An 18498-nucleotide genomic window follows, 5' to 3' on the forward strand; every position below is an offset into this window, starting at 1 on the left:
GCGGGCCCGCCGGCGGCCGGGTCACTGGGGGGTGTTGCCCGGACCGGTGCCGTTGGCCAGGACGGATTGGACGGCGGCCGGGGCGGACGCCTCGTGCGTGAGAGCTCCGATCCCCAGGGCGAGGGCGATGGCGAGGATTCCGGCCGGTACGGTCAGTTTGCTGCGCATTCCGTGCACCTTCGTTTCTGCGAGTCCGCTCGGTGTGTGTGCGGGGGCGAGGACGGGCGCGGTCCGGGCGAAGTGCGCCGGCGCCGCCCTGCCTCGCGTAGTCGGAATGCTCACCGCAACCGTTCCCGCCCCGTTCCCGGACCGGTACCGGCGGGCACGTCATATGCCGAGGCCAACCGGATGGGAAGGGTCCGCAAGCCGTTGACCACGATGGACTCCAGCCGTTCGGCCGGGCCGTCCGGCACCGCCCGGTCCACCCGGGTGAAGAACTCCCGCAGAACGGCCCGGATCTCCAGCCGTGCCAGCTGGGTGCCCACGCAGTAGTGCGGGCCCGCGCCCAGCGCCAGATGCCGGTTCGGGGACCTCCGGATGTCGAAACGGTCGGGGTCGGGGAAGTGCGCCGGGTCGCGGTTGCCCGCCGTCAGCCAGCACACGACGAGATCGCCCCGGCGGATCCGCTCGCCGGCGAGCTCCACGTCCCGGGTCGCCCGCCGCACGATGTGGGTGGCGCTCGACGTCCAGCGCAGGATCTCGTCGATCGCGGACTCCACCAGGCCGTCGAAGTCCCGGCGCAGCAGCTCCCACTGGTCCGGATGGTCCAGGAGCGCCAGCATCCCGCCCGACATGGCGATCCGGACGTTCTCCGTACCGCCCACCAGCAGGTTGTCGCAGTTGAGCACCAGCTCGTCGAGCGGGAGCGGTTCGCCCTCGTAGCGCACCCCGGCCACCGCACTGACCAGGTCCTCGCCCGGATCGGCCCGGCGGCGCTCCACCAGGTCGCCGAAGTAGTCCAGGATCTCCAGGTGGGCCAGGCTGCGGTCCTCGGCCGTGGCGGCGCAGAAGGCGTCCGTCGACCACTCGATGATCAGCGGCCGGTCCTCGTCCGGAATCCCGAGGAACGCGCAGACGACCTCCACCGGCAACTGCGCGGCCACCTCGGTCACGAAGTCGAACCGGCCCTTCCGTACGGCTGCCTCGACGATCCGCTGCGCCGATGCGTCCAGGGCGGACCGCAGCAGCCGCAGGTTCCTGGGCGCGAACCAGCCGGCGACGGCCGAGCGCAGCACGTGGTGGCGCGGTGGGTCGGACAGCGCCAGGGTGCGGTTGCCGCCGGGGTCCTCGCCCTGGGACAGGGGGCGCAACAGGATGCCGGACGAGGAACTGAACGCATCGACGTTCCTGAGCACCTCCTTGATCTCGTCGTGGCGGGTCAGCGACCAGAAGCCGGGGAAGTCGCCGGGCTCGTGCCACAGGACGGGGGCTGCCCGGCGCATCCGCCGCCAGAGTGCGAAGGGGTTGCCGTGCCGGTAGGTCCGCCCGTCGACGAGTCGGGCGGCCTCGCGCCGCAGTCCGGCGAGGTCCGGTAGGTCCCCCGAGTGCCCGGTCGGGCCAGGGTGTGTGTGCGACATGCTCCATTCCCCCTCAGGAAGTCTTTCTGGAAAGGGAGTCGAGACTCCCGGCGCGGGCCAGCTCGGCGGCGATCAGCCCGACGGGCGGATCCGCACGCAGGTAGAAGTGCCCGCCCGCCTTCACCACCTGGACGAACTCGGCGCCCGCGTGGTCCCGCCACTGCCCGGCCCGCGTCCGGATCTCGGGGATGTCGTGCTCACCGACCACGCTGACCAGCCGGGCGCCGGTGCGCTTCCCGCTGTGTTCCCGGTACCCGGACACGAGCCTGAGGTCGTCCTTGACGTACTCCAGGAGGAGCCCGAGCAGTTCCTCGTTCTGCCGGAGTTCCGCGCTCAGCGGTTCGTACCGTTCGAGGTACGCCAGTACGTCGGCGTCCTCCTCGTAGGGGACCGGTGGCCGGAGGGCGGGGGACGCCGCCGAGGAGAGCACCAGGGTGGGCGTCGGCACACCGGCCTCGCGCAGCAGACGGTCCACCTCGAAGGCGACGTACGCGCCCATGCTGTGCCCGAACAGCAGGGAGTACCGTTCGTCGAGGGCCAGGATCTCCTCCGTCACCGCGCGGGCGAGGGCGCACAGGCTCTCCGGCGCGGGCTCCGCGAACCGGTCCTCGCGCCCGGGGTACTGCACGGCGTGCACCCGGGCCGTGGGCAGCAGCGGCTGCCAGGACCGGAAGAACGAGGCGCAGCCGCCCGCGTGCGGGAAGCAGAGCACGGAGCCGGAGCCGGCCCCGGAAGGGGTGGCGCCGCTGGCCATGGGTCTGGTGGGTCTGATGGGTCTGATGTACGCAGACATGGGAACCCCGCCGCTCAGAGCCGCGACAACAGATCCACCTGCTGGGGGATCGTGCCGCAGCGGTAGACGTTCTTGACCCCGACCGGGCGGCCGGCCAGTTCGCCCAGGGCCCGGGAGAGCCTGATCACGGTCAGCGAGTTGCCGCCGAGCGAGAAGAACGTGTCCTGTTCGGAAGGGGCCACCGGTATGCCGAGGACTTTCTCCCAGACGCGGGCGATGCGGTCGGCGAGGGCGCCGTCCCGCGGTGGCCGGGCGGCCGGCTCCGGTATCCCCTCCCGTTCCCGTTCCCGTTCCGCGGGCGCGGCCGTGGAAGCCAGCAGGGCGGCCCGGTCGGTCTTGTCGTGGGCGGTGCGCGGCAAGGCCGTGGTGAAGACGATCCGGTCGGGGACCACGGCGGCGCCGAGTTCCCTCTCCAGAAAGCCGCGGATCGGGGCGGCGGCCGGTTCGGCGCCGGGTTCCGCGACCACGAAGGCGTGGCAGACGGCGTTCTCAGCGTCGTACACCACCGCGGCGGCCCGGACATCGGGGTGCGCTGCCAGTGCCTCCTCCAGCGTCTCCAGATGCACGCGCACGCCGCGGATCTTCACCTCGTTGTCCAGCCGCCCGACGAACTCAAGGCCGTCCTCGTCCGACCACCGGCCGAGATCCCCGGTGAGGTAGGCGCGTACGGGCGGACCGGCCGTGGACTCGGCGGGCAGTTCGACGAACTTCGCCGCCGTCTGCCGTTCGTCGCCGACGTAACCCCGGGCTACCCCTGGGCCGGAGACGGCGATCTGCCCCACCGCGCCGGCCGGTACCGGCCGCAGCCGGCTGTCGAGCAACCGCAGCGAGGTGCCGGGGATCGGGAAGCCGATGCCGGTCGGCCCGGGCTTCTCGTAGATCAGGGCGGTGGACCAGACGGTGCACTCGGTGGGGCCGTACTCGTTGCTGAGGGCCACACCGGGCAGCAGCGCGAAGTGCCGGTCGACGACGCTCTGCGGCAGCGCCTCGCCGGCGCTGGTCACCAGCCGCAGCGAGGCCGCGCAGGCCGAGTGCCGCTCGTCCTCGTGCAGCGTGTGCAGCAGCTCCGTGTGGAAGCCGGGGACGGCCAGGGTGTGGGTGACCCGGTGCTGGGCGATCAGGCCGAGGACGGCCTGGGGGATGCGCCGTTCGTCCTCGTCGGCGATGACGAGGGTGCCGCCGGCCGAGAGGGTGCCCCAGAGCCCGGCCATCGAGGAGTCGAAGTGGAACGGGGACAGCAGGAGGAAAACCGGGGTGCCGAAGCCGTCGTACAGTGCGAGCCGGGCGGCGTTGGAGTGCGCCAGGTTCCGCAGGGAGACGGAAACGCCCTTCGGCCGGCCGCTGCTGCCGGAGGTGAACAGGACGTACGCCTCCGCGTCGGGCGGGTGCGAAGCGGCCGCGGCCGTGGCGGGCCCCGCTGGCTCGGCCCGCCACTCGCGCGGGTCGACGACCACCGACAGCCCGGCGGTGCGCCGGATGTGCTCGGCGGCGCTGTGCGGCGCCGCCGGATCGAGGAAGACGAACGCGCGTCCGGACAGCCAGATGCCCAGGGCAAGGCCGACGGCTCCCACCGTCCGGTGCGAGACGACCCCGATTCTGCGGGAGGCCGCGCACTTCTCGTCCGCGGCGATCGCGTGCGCGACGGCGGCGGCCCCGGCCGCCAGTTCGCCGTAGGTGACGCGCTCTTCGCCACAGATCACCGCTGTGCGCCCGGGATGGCGGCGGGCGTGTTCCAGCACCGCCTCGGAGACAAGCGGCACGGATGCGGGCAGGCGGGGTCCTGATATCACGCCGGATTCGGATGTCGTCATGCCGGAGATCCTCGGCAGGGCCGTTCCGGGAACCCTCCCGGCCCGGTCCCGGACCGCTCCGGGATCCGAGCGGGAACGTGACGGGACCAGGCCGGTAGGCCACCGGGATCCGCCTGCTCTAGACCTCTTCGTATGTGTCGTCGTCCGCACGGTGTCGACGCGGGGGCAGCAGAAGGGCAGGAGAGCGCGTTGTACAGATCATTCGCCGAGAAACTGGCGGAACCCGACCTCATCGACCTGGGGAACGGCGTCCATGTGCTGCGGTTCGAGGTCATGAAGGTCACCTCGGTCCGCGCCGCGGTCAGGGACCTGCTGGACCGTGGGGTCGTCCGCCCGGGGCAGACCGTGGTGGACAGCTCCAGCGGTATCTACGGGCACGCGCTCGCACTCGTCTGCCGTGAGTTCGGCCTGAAGTGCCACATCTTCGCCTCCGTGGCGGTCGACGCGGCCATCCGTACCCAGCTCAAGTACCTCGGGGCCACCTACACCCAGGTGCCCTCCTCCGGTGAGGACGGCCTCCAGCACGACCAGGAGACCCGAGTCCGGCTGGTCCACGCTTATCTGAAGGAGAACCCGGACGCGTACTGGATGCAGCAGTACCACGACGACGTCCACTACATCGGCTACGAGAGCGTCGCGAACAGCCTGGTCAAGGAGTTGGGGTCGTCGGGGATCACACTGGTCGGCGGGGTCGGCACCGGAGCGTCGACCAGTGCGATGAGCCGCTATCTGCGGGCGTCGTGCAGCGACGTCCGGGTGGCCGGGATCCAGCCCTTCGGCAGCCGCTCCTTCGGCTCGGAGGCCATACCGCTGGACGGCTTCATCATCGCAGGCATCGGCAGCGGAATCCGCTTCGGCAACATCGACTACACCGCCTACGACGACATCCACTGGATCAACTTCGAAGTCTCCGCGGCCGGTTGCCGCCATCTGCTGTCCACCACCGGTGTCTTCGCCGGGCTCTCCGCGGGCGCCGGATGGCAGGTCTCCCGTCACATCCGCCGACAGGAGCCGGACGGCGGCCCCGTCGTCTTCCTCGCGGCCGACCCCGGACACCGCTATGTCGACCGGGTCTTCCCGCCCGACGGCCCGCTCGTCGAGGACCCCGAGTACCGGCCGCGGACCATTTCCGACCTGTCCCGGATGACGGGCCCCTGGTCCACGATGCGCTGGGAACGCAGGCCGTACGATGTCCAGGATGATCTGCCGGTCGTCCCGGCCGGCCTGAGCTCCCCGAGGAACGCCGCATGAGCCGGATAGCCGTCATCAACTACGGCCCCCAGCACGACTACGCCGCCATGCTTCCCGAAGTGGCCGACCGGCTTCACGTGTTCAGCCACAACGAGCTGAAGAACACCGAGGGCTTCGCGCGTTACGAGTACGTACCCGACTGCGAGTTCGTCCCGTACCCGGAACTGACGATCCGCCGGCTCGCCGCGGAGCAGCCGTTCACCCACCTCGTCACGGACAACGAGTACGACCTGGAGCGCGCCGCCCGTATCCGTGCGGACCTGGGCATCCCGGGCCAGTCGGCGGCGAGCGCCCTGTCCTTCCGGGACAAGGCGGTGATGAAGCGGGTCGCCCGCGCGGCCGTGCGCGTCCCGCGCTTCGCCCGCCTGGAGACGTTCACCGACCTCACCGGGTTCATCGAGGAGGACGGCTATCCCGTGGTCGTCAAGCCGGTGAAACAGGGGGGCTCCCGCGACATCGTCGTCCTGCGGGACGAGGACGACCTGACCGCGTTCAGCCGTCGGCACTGGCGCGACGACCTGCTGGCCGAGGAGTTCGTCGAGGGCCGGATGTGCCACGTCGACGCGGTGCTGGCCCCCGGCTACCGGTTCGTGGCCGCCTCCCGCTATCTGCGCAGCTGTCTCGGGGTCTTCTCCGGCCACAACAACGGTTCGGTGCAGTTGCGCCCCGGTGATCCGCTCGCCCGGCGTCTTGAGGAGTTCCTCGACCGGGTGCTGGCGGCCTTCGACGCACCGGAGGTCGGCGCGTACCACCTTGAGGTGTTCCACACCCCGGACGACGAGCTGGTGCTCTGCGAGATCGCCTCCCGGGTCGGCGGCAACCGCATTCCCGCGCTCACCCGCGCCACCTACGGCGTCGACCTCCACTCCGCCTGGCTGCGCCACTCGGTCGGACTGCCCGTCGAGGCGCCGCCCGCCGGCCCGCCCGCCGAGGTGCACGGCTCGGTCTCCGTGCTGCCACCGGGCCGACCGGTCCGCGCTCCGGGCCGGCCGCCCTTCGCGTGGGTGCGGGAGTACCAGGTCAACGAGGGGCTCACGCCCGGCGCCGTGGCCCAGAACAGCACCTCGCACCTGTGCTTTGTGATCGTCGCCGGCGCCGACGCGGAGCAGGTGGAGGAGCGGCTGCTGGAGACCGAGGCCTGGCTGATGGCCAACCTTGAGTACCTGGACGACGGCGGCCCGGGTGACGCGGCGTCATGAACACCTGGCGCCGGATGTCGCCGACCGGACGTGTCCTGCTCGCGACGGTGCTGCTCACCGGTCTGACCACGTTCATGTTCCTGCCGCTCCTGGCACTGGAGTTCACCGCACAGGGCGTGCCGGCCGCCCGGACGGGATTCCTCGTCGGACTGCTCGCCTTCTGCGGCCAGGGGTTCTCGCTGGTGTCCGGGCTGATCGTGGACCGGTTCGGCACCCGGTCCGTGCTGACGGCGGGCTTCGCCCTGCGGATCGGGGGATATCTGCTGCTCGGCGTCGGTCTCGGCCTGGGTGACCCGGACGGGACCCGGCTCCCGCCGCTCGTCGCCGGTATCGCGGCGATCGGCGTCGGCGGCTCGCTGCTCGGCCTGTCCGTCAAGACCCTGCTGGTCACCGAGGACGGCGTCGAACCCCGCGAGATGCTCGCGCTGCGTTCGACCTTCGTGAACATCGGCGTGGTGGCCGGCCCCGCGCTGGGCGCGCTCGTGTACCCGCTGGGCTTCGGCTGGATCCTGGGCGCCTGCGTGCTCTCCCACCTGCTGCTCGGCATACGGCTGACGGTGCGCCCGGTGCGGCGGGCGGCGCGCGGACCGCGGAACCCGGGGAAGGACGCGGCGGCGCGCGCGGCCGGTGACGGCTGGGGACTCCGGCAGTGGCTGCCGCTGTGTCTGCTCGGCATGGCGTACTGGGCGATCTACAGCCAGCTCAACGTCGTCATACCCATCACCGCCGAGCGGACGACCGGGAGCACGGCCGCTATCTCGGTCGTCTTCGTCGTCAACGGCGTACTGGTGGTGCTGTGTCAGTACACCCTGCTGCGCCATGTGTTCCGCCGAGCCGATGCCCGGACCCTCCTGCTCGTCGGATTCCTGGCCTTCGCGCTCGCCTACGCGGTGTTCATCCCGCTCACCGGCTGGTTCTCGCTGCTCGTGTTCGTCCTGCCGGTCACCTTCGCGGAAATGCTGATCTCCCCCAGCCTGGACGAACAGGCGGTCAGGGCGAGTTCGCCGCTCCGTACCGGACTCGCCCTCGGCACCATGAGCGCCGTCGGCGCGGTCGGCAGCCTCATCGGTTCCAGCGTGGGCGGCTATCTGCTCCAGTCCCTCAGCGGCGCCAGCGGCATCTGGCTGGTGCTCGTCTCCCTCTCCCTCTGCGCGGCGCTGACCAGTTTCCTTCTACCGAAAGCGCGGGCCCAGCATGGCTGACGCACCGGACACCGACCTCCGCACCGCGACGGCGGTACTGCTCAATCCCCGGGACCGGGTCATCGACGCGGCCCAGAAGCTCGGCTGCGCGATGGTCGTCGTCGGCGACCCCACCGCACCCCTGCCGGACAACGTGCCCGGCGAGCCCTTGCGCGCTGCCTGGACCGAGGACCCCGGTGAACTCGTCGAACTGCTGCGGGCGATGGATCTGCCCGCGCCGGTCAGCTGTTTCGGCTTCGGTGAACTCGGCTGCGCGGCAGCCGCGGTGGTCAACGAGCGGCTGGGCTGGCCCGGCAACCCCCCCGGTGCGCTGGCCGCCTTCAAGGACAAGGCGCGGCTGCGGGCCGTGGTCGGCGACCGGGCCGGGGCGGCGGTCGCCCACGCCCGGTGTACCGGCAGGGACCAGGTCCTGCCCGCGACCGAACGGATCGGCTTCCCCTGCGTGATCAAGCCGGTGGACGGTACGGGCAGTTCGGGGGTGCGGTATCTGGCGGACCGCGCGGAGGCCGAGGCCTTCGTCGCCGGCTCGGCGGAGTTCACCACGCCCCACCTGGTGGAGGAGTTCCTGGCCGGCACGGAGTACTCCGTCGAGGCGGTCACCTCGCCCGAGGGCCACCGCATCCTGGCCGTCACCGAGAAAACGACCACGGGCGCCCCGCACTTCGTGGAGACCGGGCACACCCTGCCCGTGACGCTCGGCCCCGCGGCCGAGGAGTCGATCGCCGGGCTGGTCACAGCCGTGCTGGACGCCGTGGACTACCGCTACGGGCCCTCGCACACCGAGGTCATGCTGACCGCCGCAGGACCCCGGCTCATCGAGTCGCACGGGCGGCCCGGCGGTGACCGCATCAGCGACATGCTGGACCTGGCTCTCGGCGAGGACGTCTTCGCCCAGATGATCGCCGCGGTCCTCGGCCTCGAACCGCTCCCGGCCGGTCCCCGCAGGCGGGTCGCCGGCATCCGGTACGTCACCTTCGGGCGCATGGTCCCGTCGCACGGCATCAGCACCGCGCTCGTCGCCTCGCTGCCCGGCGTCGCGGAGGTGCACATCAGCGTGCCCGCCGGCACGACCCCGCCGGAGGTCCGCAGGTCGGGCGACCGGCACGCGTTCGTGGTCGGCACCGGAGACACCCGCGAGGAGCTGGAGAACAACCTCGCCCGTGCGGTTCGCACCCTCACGGCGGGGTCGAAGCCCGCGTGACCGTCCGCACACCGTACGCGGCCCGCCCGACCCACGACTCACAGAACAAGGTGCATCCGTTGCCGTACAAGATCCTGGTCCTGGTCTCCGGGGCGACCACCTTCGAGCTGAACAACCACTCGATCATTCCCAGTGCCCTCCACCGTGAGGGCCACGACGTGCACATCGGTGACATCGACACCCTGTGCGTGCACGACTCCGTCGTCGTCTGCGACCGGGTGCGGCTGAGCGAGGAGTTCACCAGCGGCGGCAGCTTCCCCGAGCTGAGCCTGCCGTACGCGTCCGCCGAGGAGTTCGACCTCGTGTGGGTACTGGCCGGTACACATCCGGAGTCGGGGACCGACTCCTTCCAGTTGCTCTGGCTGCTCAACCAGCGGGTGCCGTTCGTCAACGACGCGTCCGCGCTGTTCTACCTGAACACCAAGATCAACTTGGGTGCCGTAGTCCCCGCCGAGCACCTCCCGGTCTCGTATGTCTCGAACGACTTCGACCAGCTCAACGGGCTCGTCGAGGCCGACGGCGACCGTTCCTGGGTCGTGAAGCCGACCAACGGCGGCTGCGGGGCGGACGTGTTCGTCGTCAACAAGCGCGACCGCAACCGTTCGGCCCTGCTCGCCAACGCCACCGGCAACGCGGCGTCCCGCTACGGGCGTTACGGCCGTGATGTCATCGGCATGGCCAAGCGGCACGCCGCGGTCCAGGAGTACATCCCCAACATCCGTACCAACGAGAAGCGGGTCATCCTCGCGGGCGACGCCCCCGTCTCCGGGTTCCTGCGCTTCCACCCGGAGAACGACCACCGGTCCAACGCCACCCTGGGCGCGGGCTTCGCCGCACTCCAACTCACCCCGGAGGAGGATGAGTTCGTCCGCGCCCTGGGCAAGCGGATGATGGACCTCGGGATCTTCTACTCGGGCATCGACCTGGCGTTCCCTTACGTCATCGAGGTCAACATGGTGAACCCGGGCGGGCTGAGCTATCACTACCGGGCGACCGGTGAGGACAGATCCTCGGAGGCCGTCAACACCGTGCTCGCGGCGCTGCGGACCGCGGGGAAGCTGTCATGAGCGGGGTCGTCACGCGGGCCGGGGCTCTCGCGGGCCGGCCGGCCGGGCCCGGCGCGTGGTCCTGGCTGGAGCCGCACGCCCTCGCGGCCTGGGACGAGTTCGCGGCGACGCCCGCCGCCGAGACCGACCGGGAGCGGTTCACCGAGCGGCTGCGCCGACCCGGCTGGCGGCACCAGTATCCGCCGCACGCCTTCACCGCCGAAGCGGCACGCACGGTCGAGACGGTCGGGATGCGGCTCGCCGAACTGGTCTCGGGCTTCCCGCGCCGCGTCTTCGGGAACGACCTGGCGGCGTGGGCCGGCTACCTCGGCCTGCCGGAGGAGGACGCGGCCCTGATGACCGAGGCCCTGGACCGGCCCCGGCTGCGCAAGGCCGCCACCGCCTTCATGCGGCCCGATCTGGTCGTCACCGACACGGGACTGAAGCTCGTCGAGCTGAACGTGGCCGCCTCGCTGGGCGGACTCAGCACGCTTGCCCCGTACATCGGCGCGACCCGCGATTCGCGGTACGCCGCCTTCCTGGCCAGGCGCCGGCTGCGGCTGGAGGGCCCCGACACGGCGCGGGTGTGGCTGGACGTCTTCGCCGGGCTCACCCGGGCGCGCGGCGACGGGCCGCTGCACGTCTTCGAGGCCACCGCCAACCCGGCCGACCTCGACGGCGGCCGCCGGTTCTTCGTCGACATGATCCGCTCCGCGGGCCACGACATCAGCTGCGGGCTCATCGGCGAGCTGGACCTCACCGACGACGGCGCCCATTTCCGGGGCAGGCGGGTGGACGCCGTTTTCACCGCGTACACCTGGCACGAGACGAAGAACTTCGTGCCGCCCGCGCTGACCCGTGCGCTGATGGAGCTCGACACGGCCGGCAAGCTGGACTTCATCGGCTCGCCCGCCGCCGCGCTCCACGACAACAAGGCGAACCTGGCCCTGCTCCACGACCCCGAGTTCCAGGGCCTGCTGACCGACGAGGAACGGGCCCTCGTCCGGGCGCATGTGCCGGTGACCTTCCGGCTGCGGCCGGAGACCCTCGACCGCGCGGCCGAGGGACGCCGACGGCTGCTCTGCAAGCCCGCCTCGGCCTACGGCGGCAAGGACCTGGCCTTCGGTTTCCTGTTCGAGGACGACCGGTCCTGGGCGGCGGAGCTGCGGGAACGGCTCGCGGACCCGCGCGAGCGCCATGTGCTCCAGGAGCGAGTGCGGCCGTCCGTGGTCGGTGTGCCGGGCGTCAGGCCGTCCGGCGGGCGTGAAGTGGTGCTGGCACCGCTGGTGTTCGGCGGCCGTTTCGCCGGCGTCTTCCTGCGCCAGGCCCCGGTGCGGCCCGGGTCGGCGATCAACGCGTCGAGCGGCGCGGAGTCGTCGGCGGTACTGACCCTCGGCGGACAGCTCAACCCGTGCCCCGTCCCTGTTGTCCCTCGTTCGTCGTCTTTCATGTGAAAGAGACCGGCCCGTGCTGCGCATCGCCTTCGCCCGCTCGGCCTTCCGGTACGCGGCCCGGCCGGGCACCGCGCGGGAGATCGCGGACTTCGACGGCCTGACCACCACCGTGCACGCCTGCCGGCTGTGACAAGCAGGTCAGGTCCGCGCCGCGAGGTTCCGGGTGAAGAACGGGAGGAGTTCGGCGGTGACCTGGGGTACGCAGCGGTCGTAGAGGTCGACGTGACCGGCCCCTTCGATCCAGTGCAGCCGCTTGGGCTCGTTCGCCTTCTCGACCGCGTCCTCGGACATCCAGGCGGTGGCCGCCTCGTTGCCGGCGACCATCAGCAGCGGTCGCGGGGCGAGCAGGCCGACGAGGTGGAAGGCGTCGAAGTTCACGATCTTGTCGATGCTGGGGAAGGTGAACTCGTCGGCCTGGCGCGGGTGCCGGCCCCGGTCGGTGCTGTAGTACTCCCAGGCCTCGTACGAGTAGCGGCCGCCGGCGCGTGCCTCCTCCTCGGTCGGGCGCACGGACACCGTCGGGAGCGGCCCGCCGGCCGCCTCGGTGGTGCGTGCCGCGGCCGCCGCGTCGAGCAGCGCCTGGACGACGGCGGGGTCCTGGGTGCCGTCGGGGCCGACCCGGAAGTACCGTCCGAGGTCGACGGCGCTGGCCGTCGCGACCGCGCGGATGCGGTGGTCGGTGACCGCGGCGGGAACGACGTAGCCGCCGGAGGCGCAGATGCCCAGGGCGCCGATCCGGTCGGAGTCGATCTCCGGGCGGGTGGTGAGGTACGAGACGGCGTTCTTGATGTCCTCGACACGCTGGGCGGGGTCCTCGGTGCCGCGGGGGGTGCCGCCGCTCTCGCCCTGGTAGGCGGCGTCGTAGGCGAGTGCGGCGAATCCGGCGTCGGCAAGCCGCCGGGCGTAGGCGCCGGCGGTCTGCTCCTTGACGCCGGCGCCGGGGTGAGCGACGACCACGGCGGCGAGCGGGCCGCCGGCTGCGGTGTCGGGGGTGTACAGGTGGCCGGCGAGGGTGATCCCGGCGCCGGCGAAGGTCACATCGGTTCGCATGACCTCACCGTGCCCCGCTGTGCCCCGTGCGCGGGAGAGGAAGGTTCCTGCCGGGGGAAAGGCGTGCCGGGGAAGATACTTTCCCCCCTTGACGGCCCGAGTCCTCGGCACAGTGGACGCATAGTGGTGTCATGTCCGATGCGCGTTCGTCCCGGTCCGAGTTCGGTGCGTTCCTCAGGGCTCGCCGGGCCGAGCTGACGCCCGCGCAGGTGGGTCTCGCCGATGACGGGACCCGGCGGCGTGTCCCGGGGCTGCGCCGCGACGAGGTAGCCCGCCGTGCCACGATGAGCACCGATTACTACACCCGCATCGAGCAGGGGCGCGTGCGGGCCTCCGCGACCGTCCTCGCCTCCCTGGTGCGGGCGCTGCGGCTCGACGAGGCACAGCAGGCCTACCTGTACGAGCTGGCGGGCAAGGCCCCCGCCCCGCGCCGCCGCGCCGGGCATCGGGTGCGGCCGTCGGTGCGGTGGATGCTCGACGCCCTCGGCCACTCGCCGGCGATGGTGCTGGGCCGCTACAACGACATCCTCGCCTGGAACACGGCCGCGGCCGCCCTCTACCAGGACTTCGGCAAGCTGACGCCATCCGAGCGCAACTACACCAGACTGCTCTTCCTCGACCCGGCCATGCGCGGCCTCTTCACCGACTGGGAGGACGCGGCCCGGCTCAGCGCGGCACTGCTGCGGATGGAGACGGCCGGCAACTCCGGCGACCCGCGCCTGGCCGCACTGGTCGGCGAGTTGTCGGTACGCAGCCCCGAATTCCGCGCGTGGTGGAACGGACGGATCGTCTCCGACACCACCTACGGCCTCAAACGCTACCGGCACCCCCTCGTCGGCCCCCTCACCCTCTCCTGCGACACCTGGACCAGTCCGGACGACCCCGACGTCACGTTCATGGTCCTCACCGCCGAACCCGGTACCCCTGAGGACCACGCGCTGCGGATCCTCAGCTCCTGGCGGACCGCCCCCGCCCCGACCGCACCTCCGGCCGACACCCCGCACGACTGATCCGGCGGTCCGGCGCGTCCGGACCCGACCTCCATCAGCCGCCGGGCGAGTACCGCTCCCGGCTCCGTACGTGAGGTGCCGTACCCGAGGCTCCGTATCCGAGCGCGGGCGGCGCGGGGGAGTTCCCCGCGCCGCCCGGACACCGTCACCAGTCGTGGACGGAGCCGTCGCGCAGCCGGTTCACCGGCAGGTACTTCCGGTCGTACGGGAAGCGCGCGGCGGCCTCCTCGTCGAACTCGACGCCGATGCCCGGCTCGTCGCCCGGGTGCATCAGACCGTCCGCGAACCGCCACGACGTCCGGAACACCTCCTCGTACGGGCTGAGGTGGCTCATGTACTCCTGCATGCCGAAGTTGGACACGGACAGGTCGACATGGAGCGCCGCCGCGAACGAGACGGGGGAGAGGTCGCCCGCGCCGTGCGATCCGGTACGCACCCCGTACAGTTCCGCCAGCGAGAAGATCTTGCGCAGATGGCTGATCCCGCCCGCGTGCGACACCGAGGTGCGGATGTAGTCGATCAGCCGCTCCGTGATGAGGTGCTGGCAGTCCCAGGCGGAGTTGAAGATCTCGCCGACCGCCAGCGGGGTGGTGGTGTGCTGCCGGATCAGCCGGAAGGCGTTCTGGTCCTCGGCGGGCGTGGGGTCCTCGATCCAGAACATCCGGTACGGCTCAAGGGACTTGCCGAGCCGGCCCGCCTCGATGGGGGAGAGCCGGTGGTGCACGTCGTGCAGGAGATGGAAGCCGTAGCCGAAGCGCTCCCGGACGGCGGCCATGTAGGTGGGCACGAAGTCGAGGTAGGCGCCGGTGTCCCAGACCTCCTCGGTCGGCAGTCCGCCGTCCGCCGGCTCGTAGGTGACCCCCTCGCCCTTGCGCATCCCGTACACCCGCTCCAGCCCCGGCACCGCCGCCTGGGCGCGCACCGCGCGGTAGCCGAGCCCGAGGAAACGGTCGACGTCGTCGAGGAGCTGGGGGATGTCGTTGCCGCTGGCGTGGCCGTAGACGGTGACGCCCTCGCGGGCGGCGCCGCCCAGGAGCTGGTAGACGGGGAGCCCGGCGACCTTGCCCTTGATGTCCCAGAGCGCCACGTCGACGGCGGCGATCGCGGTCATGGTGACCGGGCCGCGCCGCCAGTACGCGCCCTTGTAGAGGTACTGCCAGATCTGCTCGATCCGGTCCGCGTCACGGCCGATCAGCAGGGGGCAGACATGGTCCTCCAGGTACGAGGCCACCGACAGCTCGCGGCCGTTGAGGGTGGCGTCGCCGATCCCCGTGACGCCGTCGGAGGTGGTCAGCCGGAGCGTGACGTAGTTGCGTCCCGGGCTGGTGACGAACACCTTGGCATCGACAATGGTGGCCATGCGGACGGCCCGCCTTTCGCTGTGAGAGGGGTGGGGGAGATATCGGGGGAGCGGGGATGGGGGCGAGCGGGGCTCACGGTGCGGACGCCGGGGCGTCCAGCGGTACGGAGGCGAGGGTGGCCCGGGCACCATGGCGTTCCAGGTCCCTGGCGTACGCGGCGACCCGGTCGGTGAACTCCCGGCGTCCCGCGACCGGTTCGGGCAGGATGCCGCCCGCCTCCACCACCCGCAGAGCCGCCTCCCCGGGCTCCCCGGCGCGCTCGGCGAGCGCCCGCAGCCGGGCGGTGGCGTCGTCCCGTACCGCGCCGAGGGCCGGTACGTCGTACGCCTCCTCGCCCCGGGTGACGACCCGGATGTACGCGGCCACGCCGAGCGCCAGCACCTCGGGGACCGTCCCGGCGGCGAGCTGGTGGTCCAGCGGGCCCGCCCAGCGCACCGGGAGTTTCAGCGAGCCGTCCGAGGCGACCTGCGCGGTGCGGTGGCCGAGCGCCGGATTGGCGAAGCGCTCCAGCAACTCCCCGATGTACGCGGGCCCGTTCACCCCCGCCGGGAGGTCGAGGCCGGGCAGGATCTCCCCGGTCATGGCGTGCCGCACCGCCGGGCCGAGCTCCGGGTCGGCGACCGCGCCGTCGATGGAGGCGTGGCCGAGGAGCAGCCCGAGGTAGGCGAGGAGGGAGTGGGCGCCGTTGAGGAGCCGCAGCTTCATCGTCTCGTACGAGGCCACCTCGGAGGTGAAGACCGCGCCCGCCCGCTCCCAGGCGGGGCGCCCGGCCGCGAAGTCGTCCTGAAGGACCCAGAGCCGGTACGGCTCGGCCGGTACCGGCACCGCGTCGCGCACCCCGAAGTGGCGGGTGACCAGAGCGCGGTGCTCGTCGGTGGTGGCGGGGGCGATCCGGTCGACCATGCTGCTGGGGGTCGTGACGGAGGAGGCGAGATAGCCGGTCAGCTCCTCGCGCTCACCGGCCGGCAGGGCCGCCGCGAACTCCTCCAGCAGCCGCCGTACCTTGCTGCCGTTGTCCGTCAGGTTGTCGCAGGAGAGCACGGTCAGCGGGGCGGCGTGGCCGCGCGCCCGGCGCTGGAGCCCGCGGAGCAGCAGACCGAGCGGGGAGCGCGGGGCGCCCGTACCGGCGAGGTCGGCGGCGACCCGGGGGTCGTCCAGATCGAGACCGCCGGAGGGGGTGAACGTGTACCCCTTCTCGGTGACGGAGAGGGTGACGATCCGGGTGGTGGCCTCGCCGATGGCCGCCACCACGGCCTCCGCCTGGTCCCCGCCGAGCAGCCCCGGGTGGTGCACCCCGGGGACCTCGGCGCGTACCGAACCGTCCCGGCCCAGGGTGAGCACGGTGTAGAGCTCGTCCTGTGCGGACATGCCCTCGACGATCGTCCGCGAGCGCTGCGTCGGCCCGGTGACGACCCCCGTGATGCCCCACGGACCCTCGGTGTGCCGGAGCGCCTCGGCGGTGTACACGGCCTGGTGGGCCCGGTGGAAGTTGCCGAGCCCCAGATGGACGATGCCACGCTCCGGCGCGGAACGGGGCCGGGCCAGACCGGGGACGGGCAGGCGGGCGCGGGAGAGCGGCGGCGTGCTCGGGCGGGGGGTCCGGTGCGGTGGCACGGTCACGCGGGCGGCTCCTCGGTCGCGGCGTCCTCGATCTCAGGGAAGCTACCATACAAGCCTTGTATGGCAGGAGGCAATGGAGCGGGCCCGCCCATGGGGACTCCGTACCCGGGCACGCCGATGCCCCCTGCGCCCGGGAGGGCACAGAGGGCATCGGACGGTCGTACCGGACCGGACCGGATCAGACCGGACCGGACCGGAGCGCGGTCAGTGAGCGGCGATCTGCTGGAGCGCCGCGCCCTGGTAGCGGGCACCGGCGTTCCAGAGGATGAACGAGTTCATCTTGTTGTCCGCCGCGGCCTTGATCTGCTCGGCCACCTGCGCGGGCCCGTACCTGCTCCCCATCGAGAAGTCCTGGAGCCACGGGATGATCTCGGTCTGGGTGCCCTTCGCCTGGCGGGCGAAGTCGGCGAGCGAGCGCTGCACGATCGCGTACGGGGAGGTGTCGGGGTTGGCGACGCCGTACTCACCGGGCCCCCAGTGGGACGGGTAGACCATCGGCGCGATGTAGTCGCTCACCTTGACCAGCCCCGGGATGTCCTGGGCGATCTCGGTGGGCCGGGTGGCCGCTATGCCGAAGACCGAGACGCCGAGGTACTTCCCGTGCGGGCGCAGCGCCGTCCGGGTGTCGCCGACGAACGAGGTGATCGACTGCTCGGGGGTGTTCTTCCCGATGCCCGGGAAGGCCATCCGCGACAGCGGGCCGTCGGGGCGGCGCACGTAGTCGTAGAGGATGTCGTCGAAACCGAGCTTGGCCGCCTCGACCGCGAGGTCCTGGTTGTACTTGCGGACCGTCGGGTTGGCGAAGTTGGTGAAGGAGAGCGTCCCGTAGTTGCCGCCGTTGTACGCCTCCCCGGAGGGCGTCCGCACCACCTGGTCACGGTTGCCGGCCTGCCAGGCCGACGTGGCGAGCTTGGGGTCGCGGAAGGCGACGATACGGCCGATGACCTGGGCCCCGGCCGCGTGGATCTCGGCCACCGCCTTGCGGGCGTCGTAGTACCCCTTGGCCGCGCCGATCTGCCGGGCCAGCGGCACCTGGGAGGCGTACCCGACCTCGCCGTCCTCGTCCTTGACGTCCAGTTCCACGGCGTTCAGCTTGCCGCTGCGGACCAGGGAGAGGATGTTGCCGCGCAGCGTCTTGTCGCCCCAGCCGATGGCGGTGATGTGCGCGGCCCGGATCATCGGGCGGCGGCCCCGGGTGGAGACCGATGTGGTGGTCTTGTTCCCGGCGCGGTCCACCGCGGTGATCGTCACGAGCGGGGTGCCCTTCGGCACCCGCACCGAGAAGGCGCCCTTCTTGTCGGTCGGCACCTTCTTGCCGTCGACGGTCACCTGGGCGTCCTTGGAGGCCGTACCGGTGACGGTCACGGGGTGCGCCGCGTCCTTGATCTTGGGCTCCGCCACCTTCAGCCGGGGCGGGGTGCGGTCGACCGTGAAGTTCACGGACTCGCGGTACGAGAGGAAGGGGAGGCTGCTGTCGCCCTCCACCACCAGGTTGTGCTCGCCGTCGGCCAGCCGGGGCAGACCGAGCTTCAGCCGGGTGCCGTCCGCCGTGAGGGGGACCGTCTTGCCGTCGAGGGTGGCGCGCACCTTCTTCCGGTCGCCCGCCGAAGCGGCGTCCAGGTAGGCGTTGAGCTGCGCGGCCTTCTGGCCGCCCAGGACCGCGCCGTCGGCGAGACCCCGCACCCCCGGTCCCGGGGCGAGGAAGGTCCAGGCGCCGACACCCGCGCCGGCCACCGCGAGCGCCACGGCCGTCGCGGTGAGGGCGCGCCGGCGGGTCGGCCGGTCGGATCGATAGGAAGACTCAGGAGAACGGGATATGCGGGAGAAGACCATCATGACGCCCTTCGCGCTCTGGCCGGATGTGCCTCCATTGATTGCCCCACAGCGCCCTAAACCTCCCTATCTCTGCGATTTTCATGCGAA

15 protein-coding genes are annotated in these 18498 nt (G+C 71.7%); 7 read left to right on the forward strand and 8 right to left on the reverse strand.

Features of this window, described 5'->3' with window-relative positions; translation table 11 throughout:
• Window positions 1–21: 21 nt before the first annotated feature.
• The 4 genes from AB0O07_RS05170 to AB0O07_RS05185 all read right to left on the reverse strand — a co-directional run bounded on the left by AB0O07_RS05170 (window position 22) and on the right by AB0O07_RS05185 (window position 4181).
• Window positions 22–168 (reverse strand): hypothetical protein, encoded by a 147-nt coding sequence (locus AB0O07_RS05170; RefSeq protein WP_365627010.1) that lies wholly within the window; start codon window positions 166–168, stop codon window positions 22–24.
• Window positions 169–278: 110 nt separating this feature from the next.
• The gene (locus AB0O07_RS05175) at window positions 279–1577 is read right to left on the reverse strand and encodes a cytochrome P450 (RefSeq protein ID WP_365627013.1); all 1299 of its coding nucleotides are present in this window, start codon (window positions 1575–1577) and stop codon (window positions 279–281) included.
• 13 nt (window positions 1578–1590) lie between these two features.
• The gene (locus AB0O07_RS05180) at window positions 1591–2331 is read right to left on the reverse strand and encodes an alpha/beta fold hydrolase (RefSeq protein WP_365627016.1); all 741 of its coding nucleotides are present in this window, start codon (window positions 2329–2331) and stop codon (window positions 1591–1593) included.
• Between the two features lie 53 nt (window positions 2332–2384).
• Window positions 2385–4181, reverse strand: a complete 1797-nt coding sequence (locus tag AB0O07_RS05185) for a non-ribosomal peptide synthetase (protein ID WP_365627019.1) — start codon at window positions 4179–4181, stop codon at window positions 2385–2387.
• A 189-nt stretch (window positions 4182–4370) separates the two neighbouring features.
• On the opposite strand from AB0O07_RS05185, the gene AB0O07_RS05190 reads away from it, so the two are divergent.
• From AB0O07_RS05190 to AB0O07_RS05215, 6 genes are read left to right on the forward strand one after another with little or no spacing between them, the layout of a single operon-like run.
• Window positions 4371–5432 carry a pyridoxal-phosphate dependent enzyme gene (locus tag AB0O07_RS05190; RefSeq protein WP_365627022.1) on the forward strand — a complete coding sequence of 354 codons (1062 nt, stop codon included), beginning with the start codon at window positions 4371–4373 and terminating at the stop codon, window positions 5430–5432.
• Complete coding sequence (locus AB0O07_RS05195; protein ID WP_365627025.1) at window positions 5429–6631, forward strand: hypothetical protein; 1203 nt, start codon at window positions 5429–5431, stop codon at window positions 6629–6631. The genes AB0O07_RS05190 and AB0O07_RS05195 overlap by 4 nt, the downstream gene beginning before the upstream one ends.
• Window positions 6628–7833: an MFS transporter gene (locus AB0O07_RS05200; RefSeq protein ID WP_365627028.1), complete on the forward strand. Its 1206-nt coding sequence runs from the start codon at window positions 6628–6630 to the stop codon at window positions 7831–7833. The genes AB0O07_RS05195 and AB0O07_RS05200 overlap by 4 nt, the downstream gene beginning before the upstream one ends.
• A complete protein-coding gene (locus AB0O07_RS05205; RefSeq protein WP_365627031.1) occupies window positions 7826–9034 on the forward strand; it encodes an ATP-grasp domain-containing protein in 1209 nt (402 codons plus the stop codon). Before AB0O07_RS05200 ends, AB0O07_RS05205 begins: the two co-directional genes overlap by 8 nt.
• Window positions 9035–9084: 50 nt before the next feature.
• Window positions 9085–10101 (forward strand): glutathione synthase, encoded by a 1017-nt coding sequence (locus AB0O07_RS05210; RefSeq protein ID WP_365628017.1) that lies wholly within the window; start codon window positions 9085–9087, stop codon window positions 10099–10101.
• Window positions 10098–11534 (forward strand): hypothetical protein, encoded by a 1437-nt coding sequence (locus AB0O07_RS05215; RefSeq protein ID WP_365627034.1) that lies wholly within the window; start codon window positions 10098–10100, stop codon window positions 11532–11534. Before AB0O07_RS05210 ends, AB0O07_RS05215 begins: the two co-directional genes overlap by 4 nt.
• Window positions 11535–11672: 138 nt before the next feature.
• On the opposite strand, the gene AB0O07_RS05220 is transcribed toward AB0O07_RS05215, so the two are convergent.
• Window positions 11673–12584: an alpha/beta hydrolase gene (locus AB0O07_RS05220; RefSeq protein ID WP_365627037.1), complete on the reverse strand. Its 912-nt coding sequence runs from the start codon at window positions 12582–12584 to the stop codon at window positions 11673–11675.
• Window positions 12585–12715: 131 nt separating this feature from the next.
• Between AB0O07_RS05220 and AB0O07_RS05225 the strand changes: the two genes are divergently transcribed.
• Window positions 12716–13594, forward strand: a complete 879-nt coding sequence (locus AB0O07_RS05225; protein WP_365627039.1) for a helix-turn-helix transcriptional regulator — start codon at window positions 12716–12718, stop codon at window positions 13592–13594.
• Between the two features lie 145 nt (window positions 13595–13739).
• On the opposite strand, the gene manD is transcribed toward AB0O07_RS05225, so the two are convergent.
• The 3 genes from manD to AB0O07_RS05240 form a co-directional block, all read right to left on the reverse strand.
• On the reverse strand, window positions 13740–14954 hold the full coding sequence (gene manD / locus AB0O07_RS05230; protein WP_365627042.1) for a D-mannonate dehydratase ManD: 1215 nt from the start codon (window positions 14952–14954) through the stop codon (window positions 13740–13742).
• Window positions 14955–15027: 73 nt separating this feature from the next.
• On the reverse strand, window positions 15028–16575 hold the full coding sequence (locus AB0O07_RS05235) for a mannitol dehydrogenase family protein (RefSeq protein ID WP_365627045.1): 1548 nt from the start codon (window positions 16573–16575) through the stop codon (window positions 15028–15030).
• Window positions 16576–16779: 204 nt separating this feature from the next.
• Window positions 16780–18321, reverse strand: a complete 1542-nt coding sequence (locus tag AB0O07_RS05240; RefSeq protein ID WP_365627048.1) for a putative glycoside hydrolase — start codon at window positions 18319–18321, stop codon at window positions 16780–16782.
• Between the last annotated feature and the right edge of the window lie 177 nt (window positions 18322–18498).

The organism is Streptomyces sp. NPDC093085, assembly GCF_040683935.1.
Classification (GTDB): Bacteria; Actinomycetota; Actinomycetes; order Streptomycetales; family Streptomycetaceae; genus Streptomyces.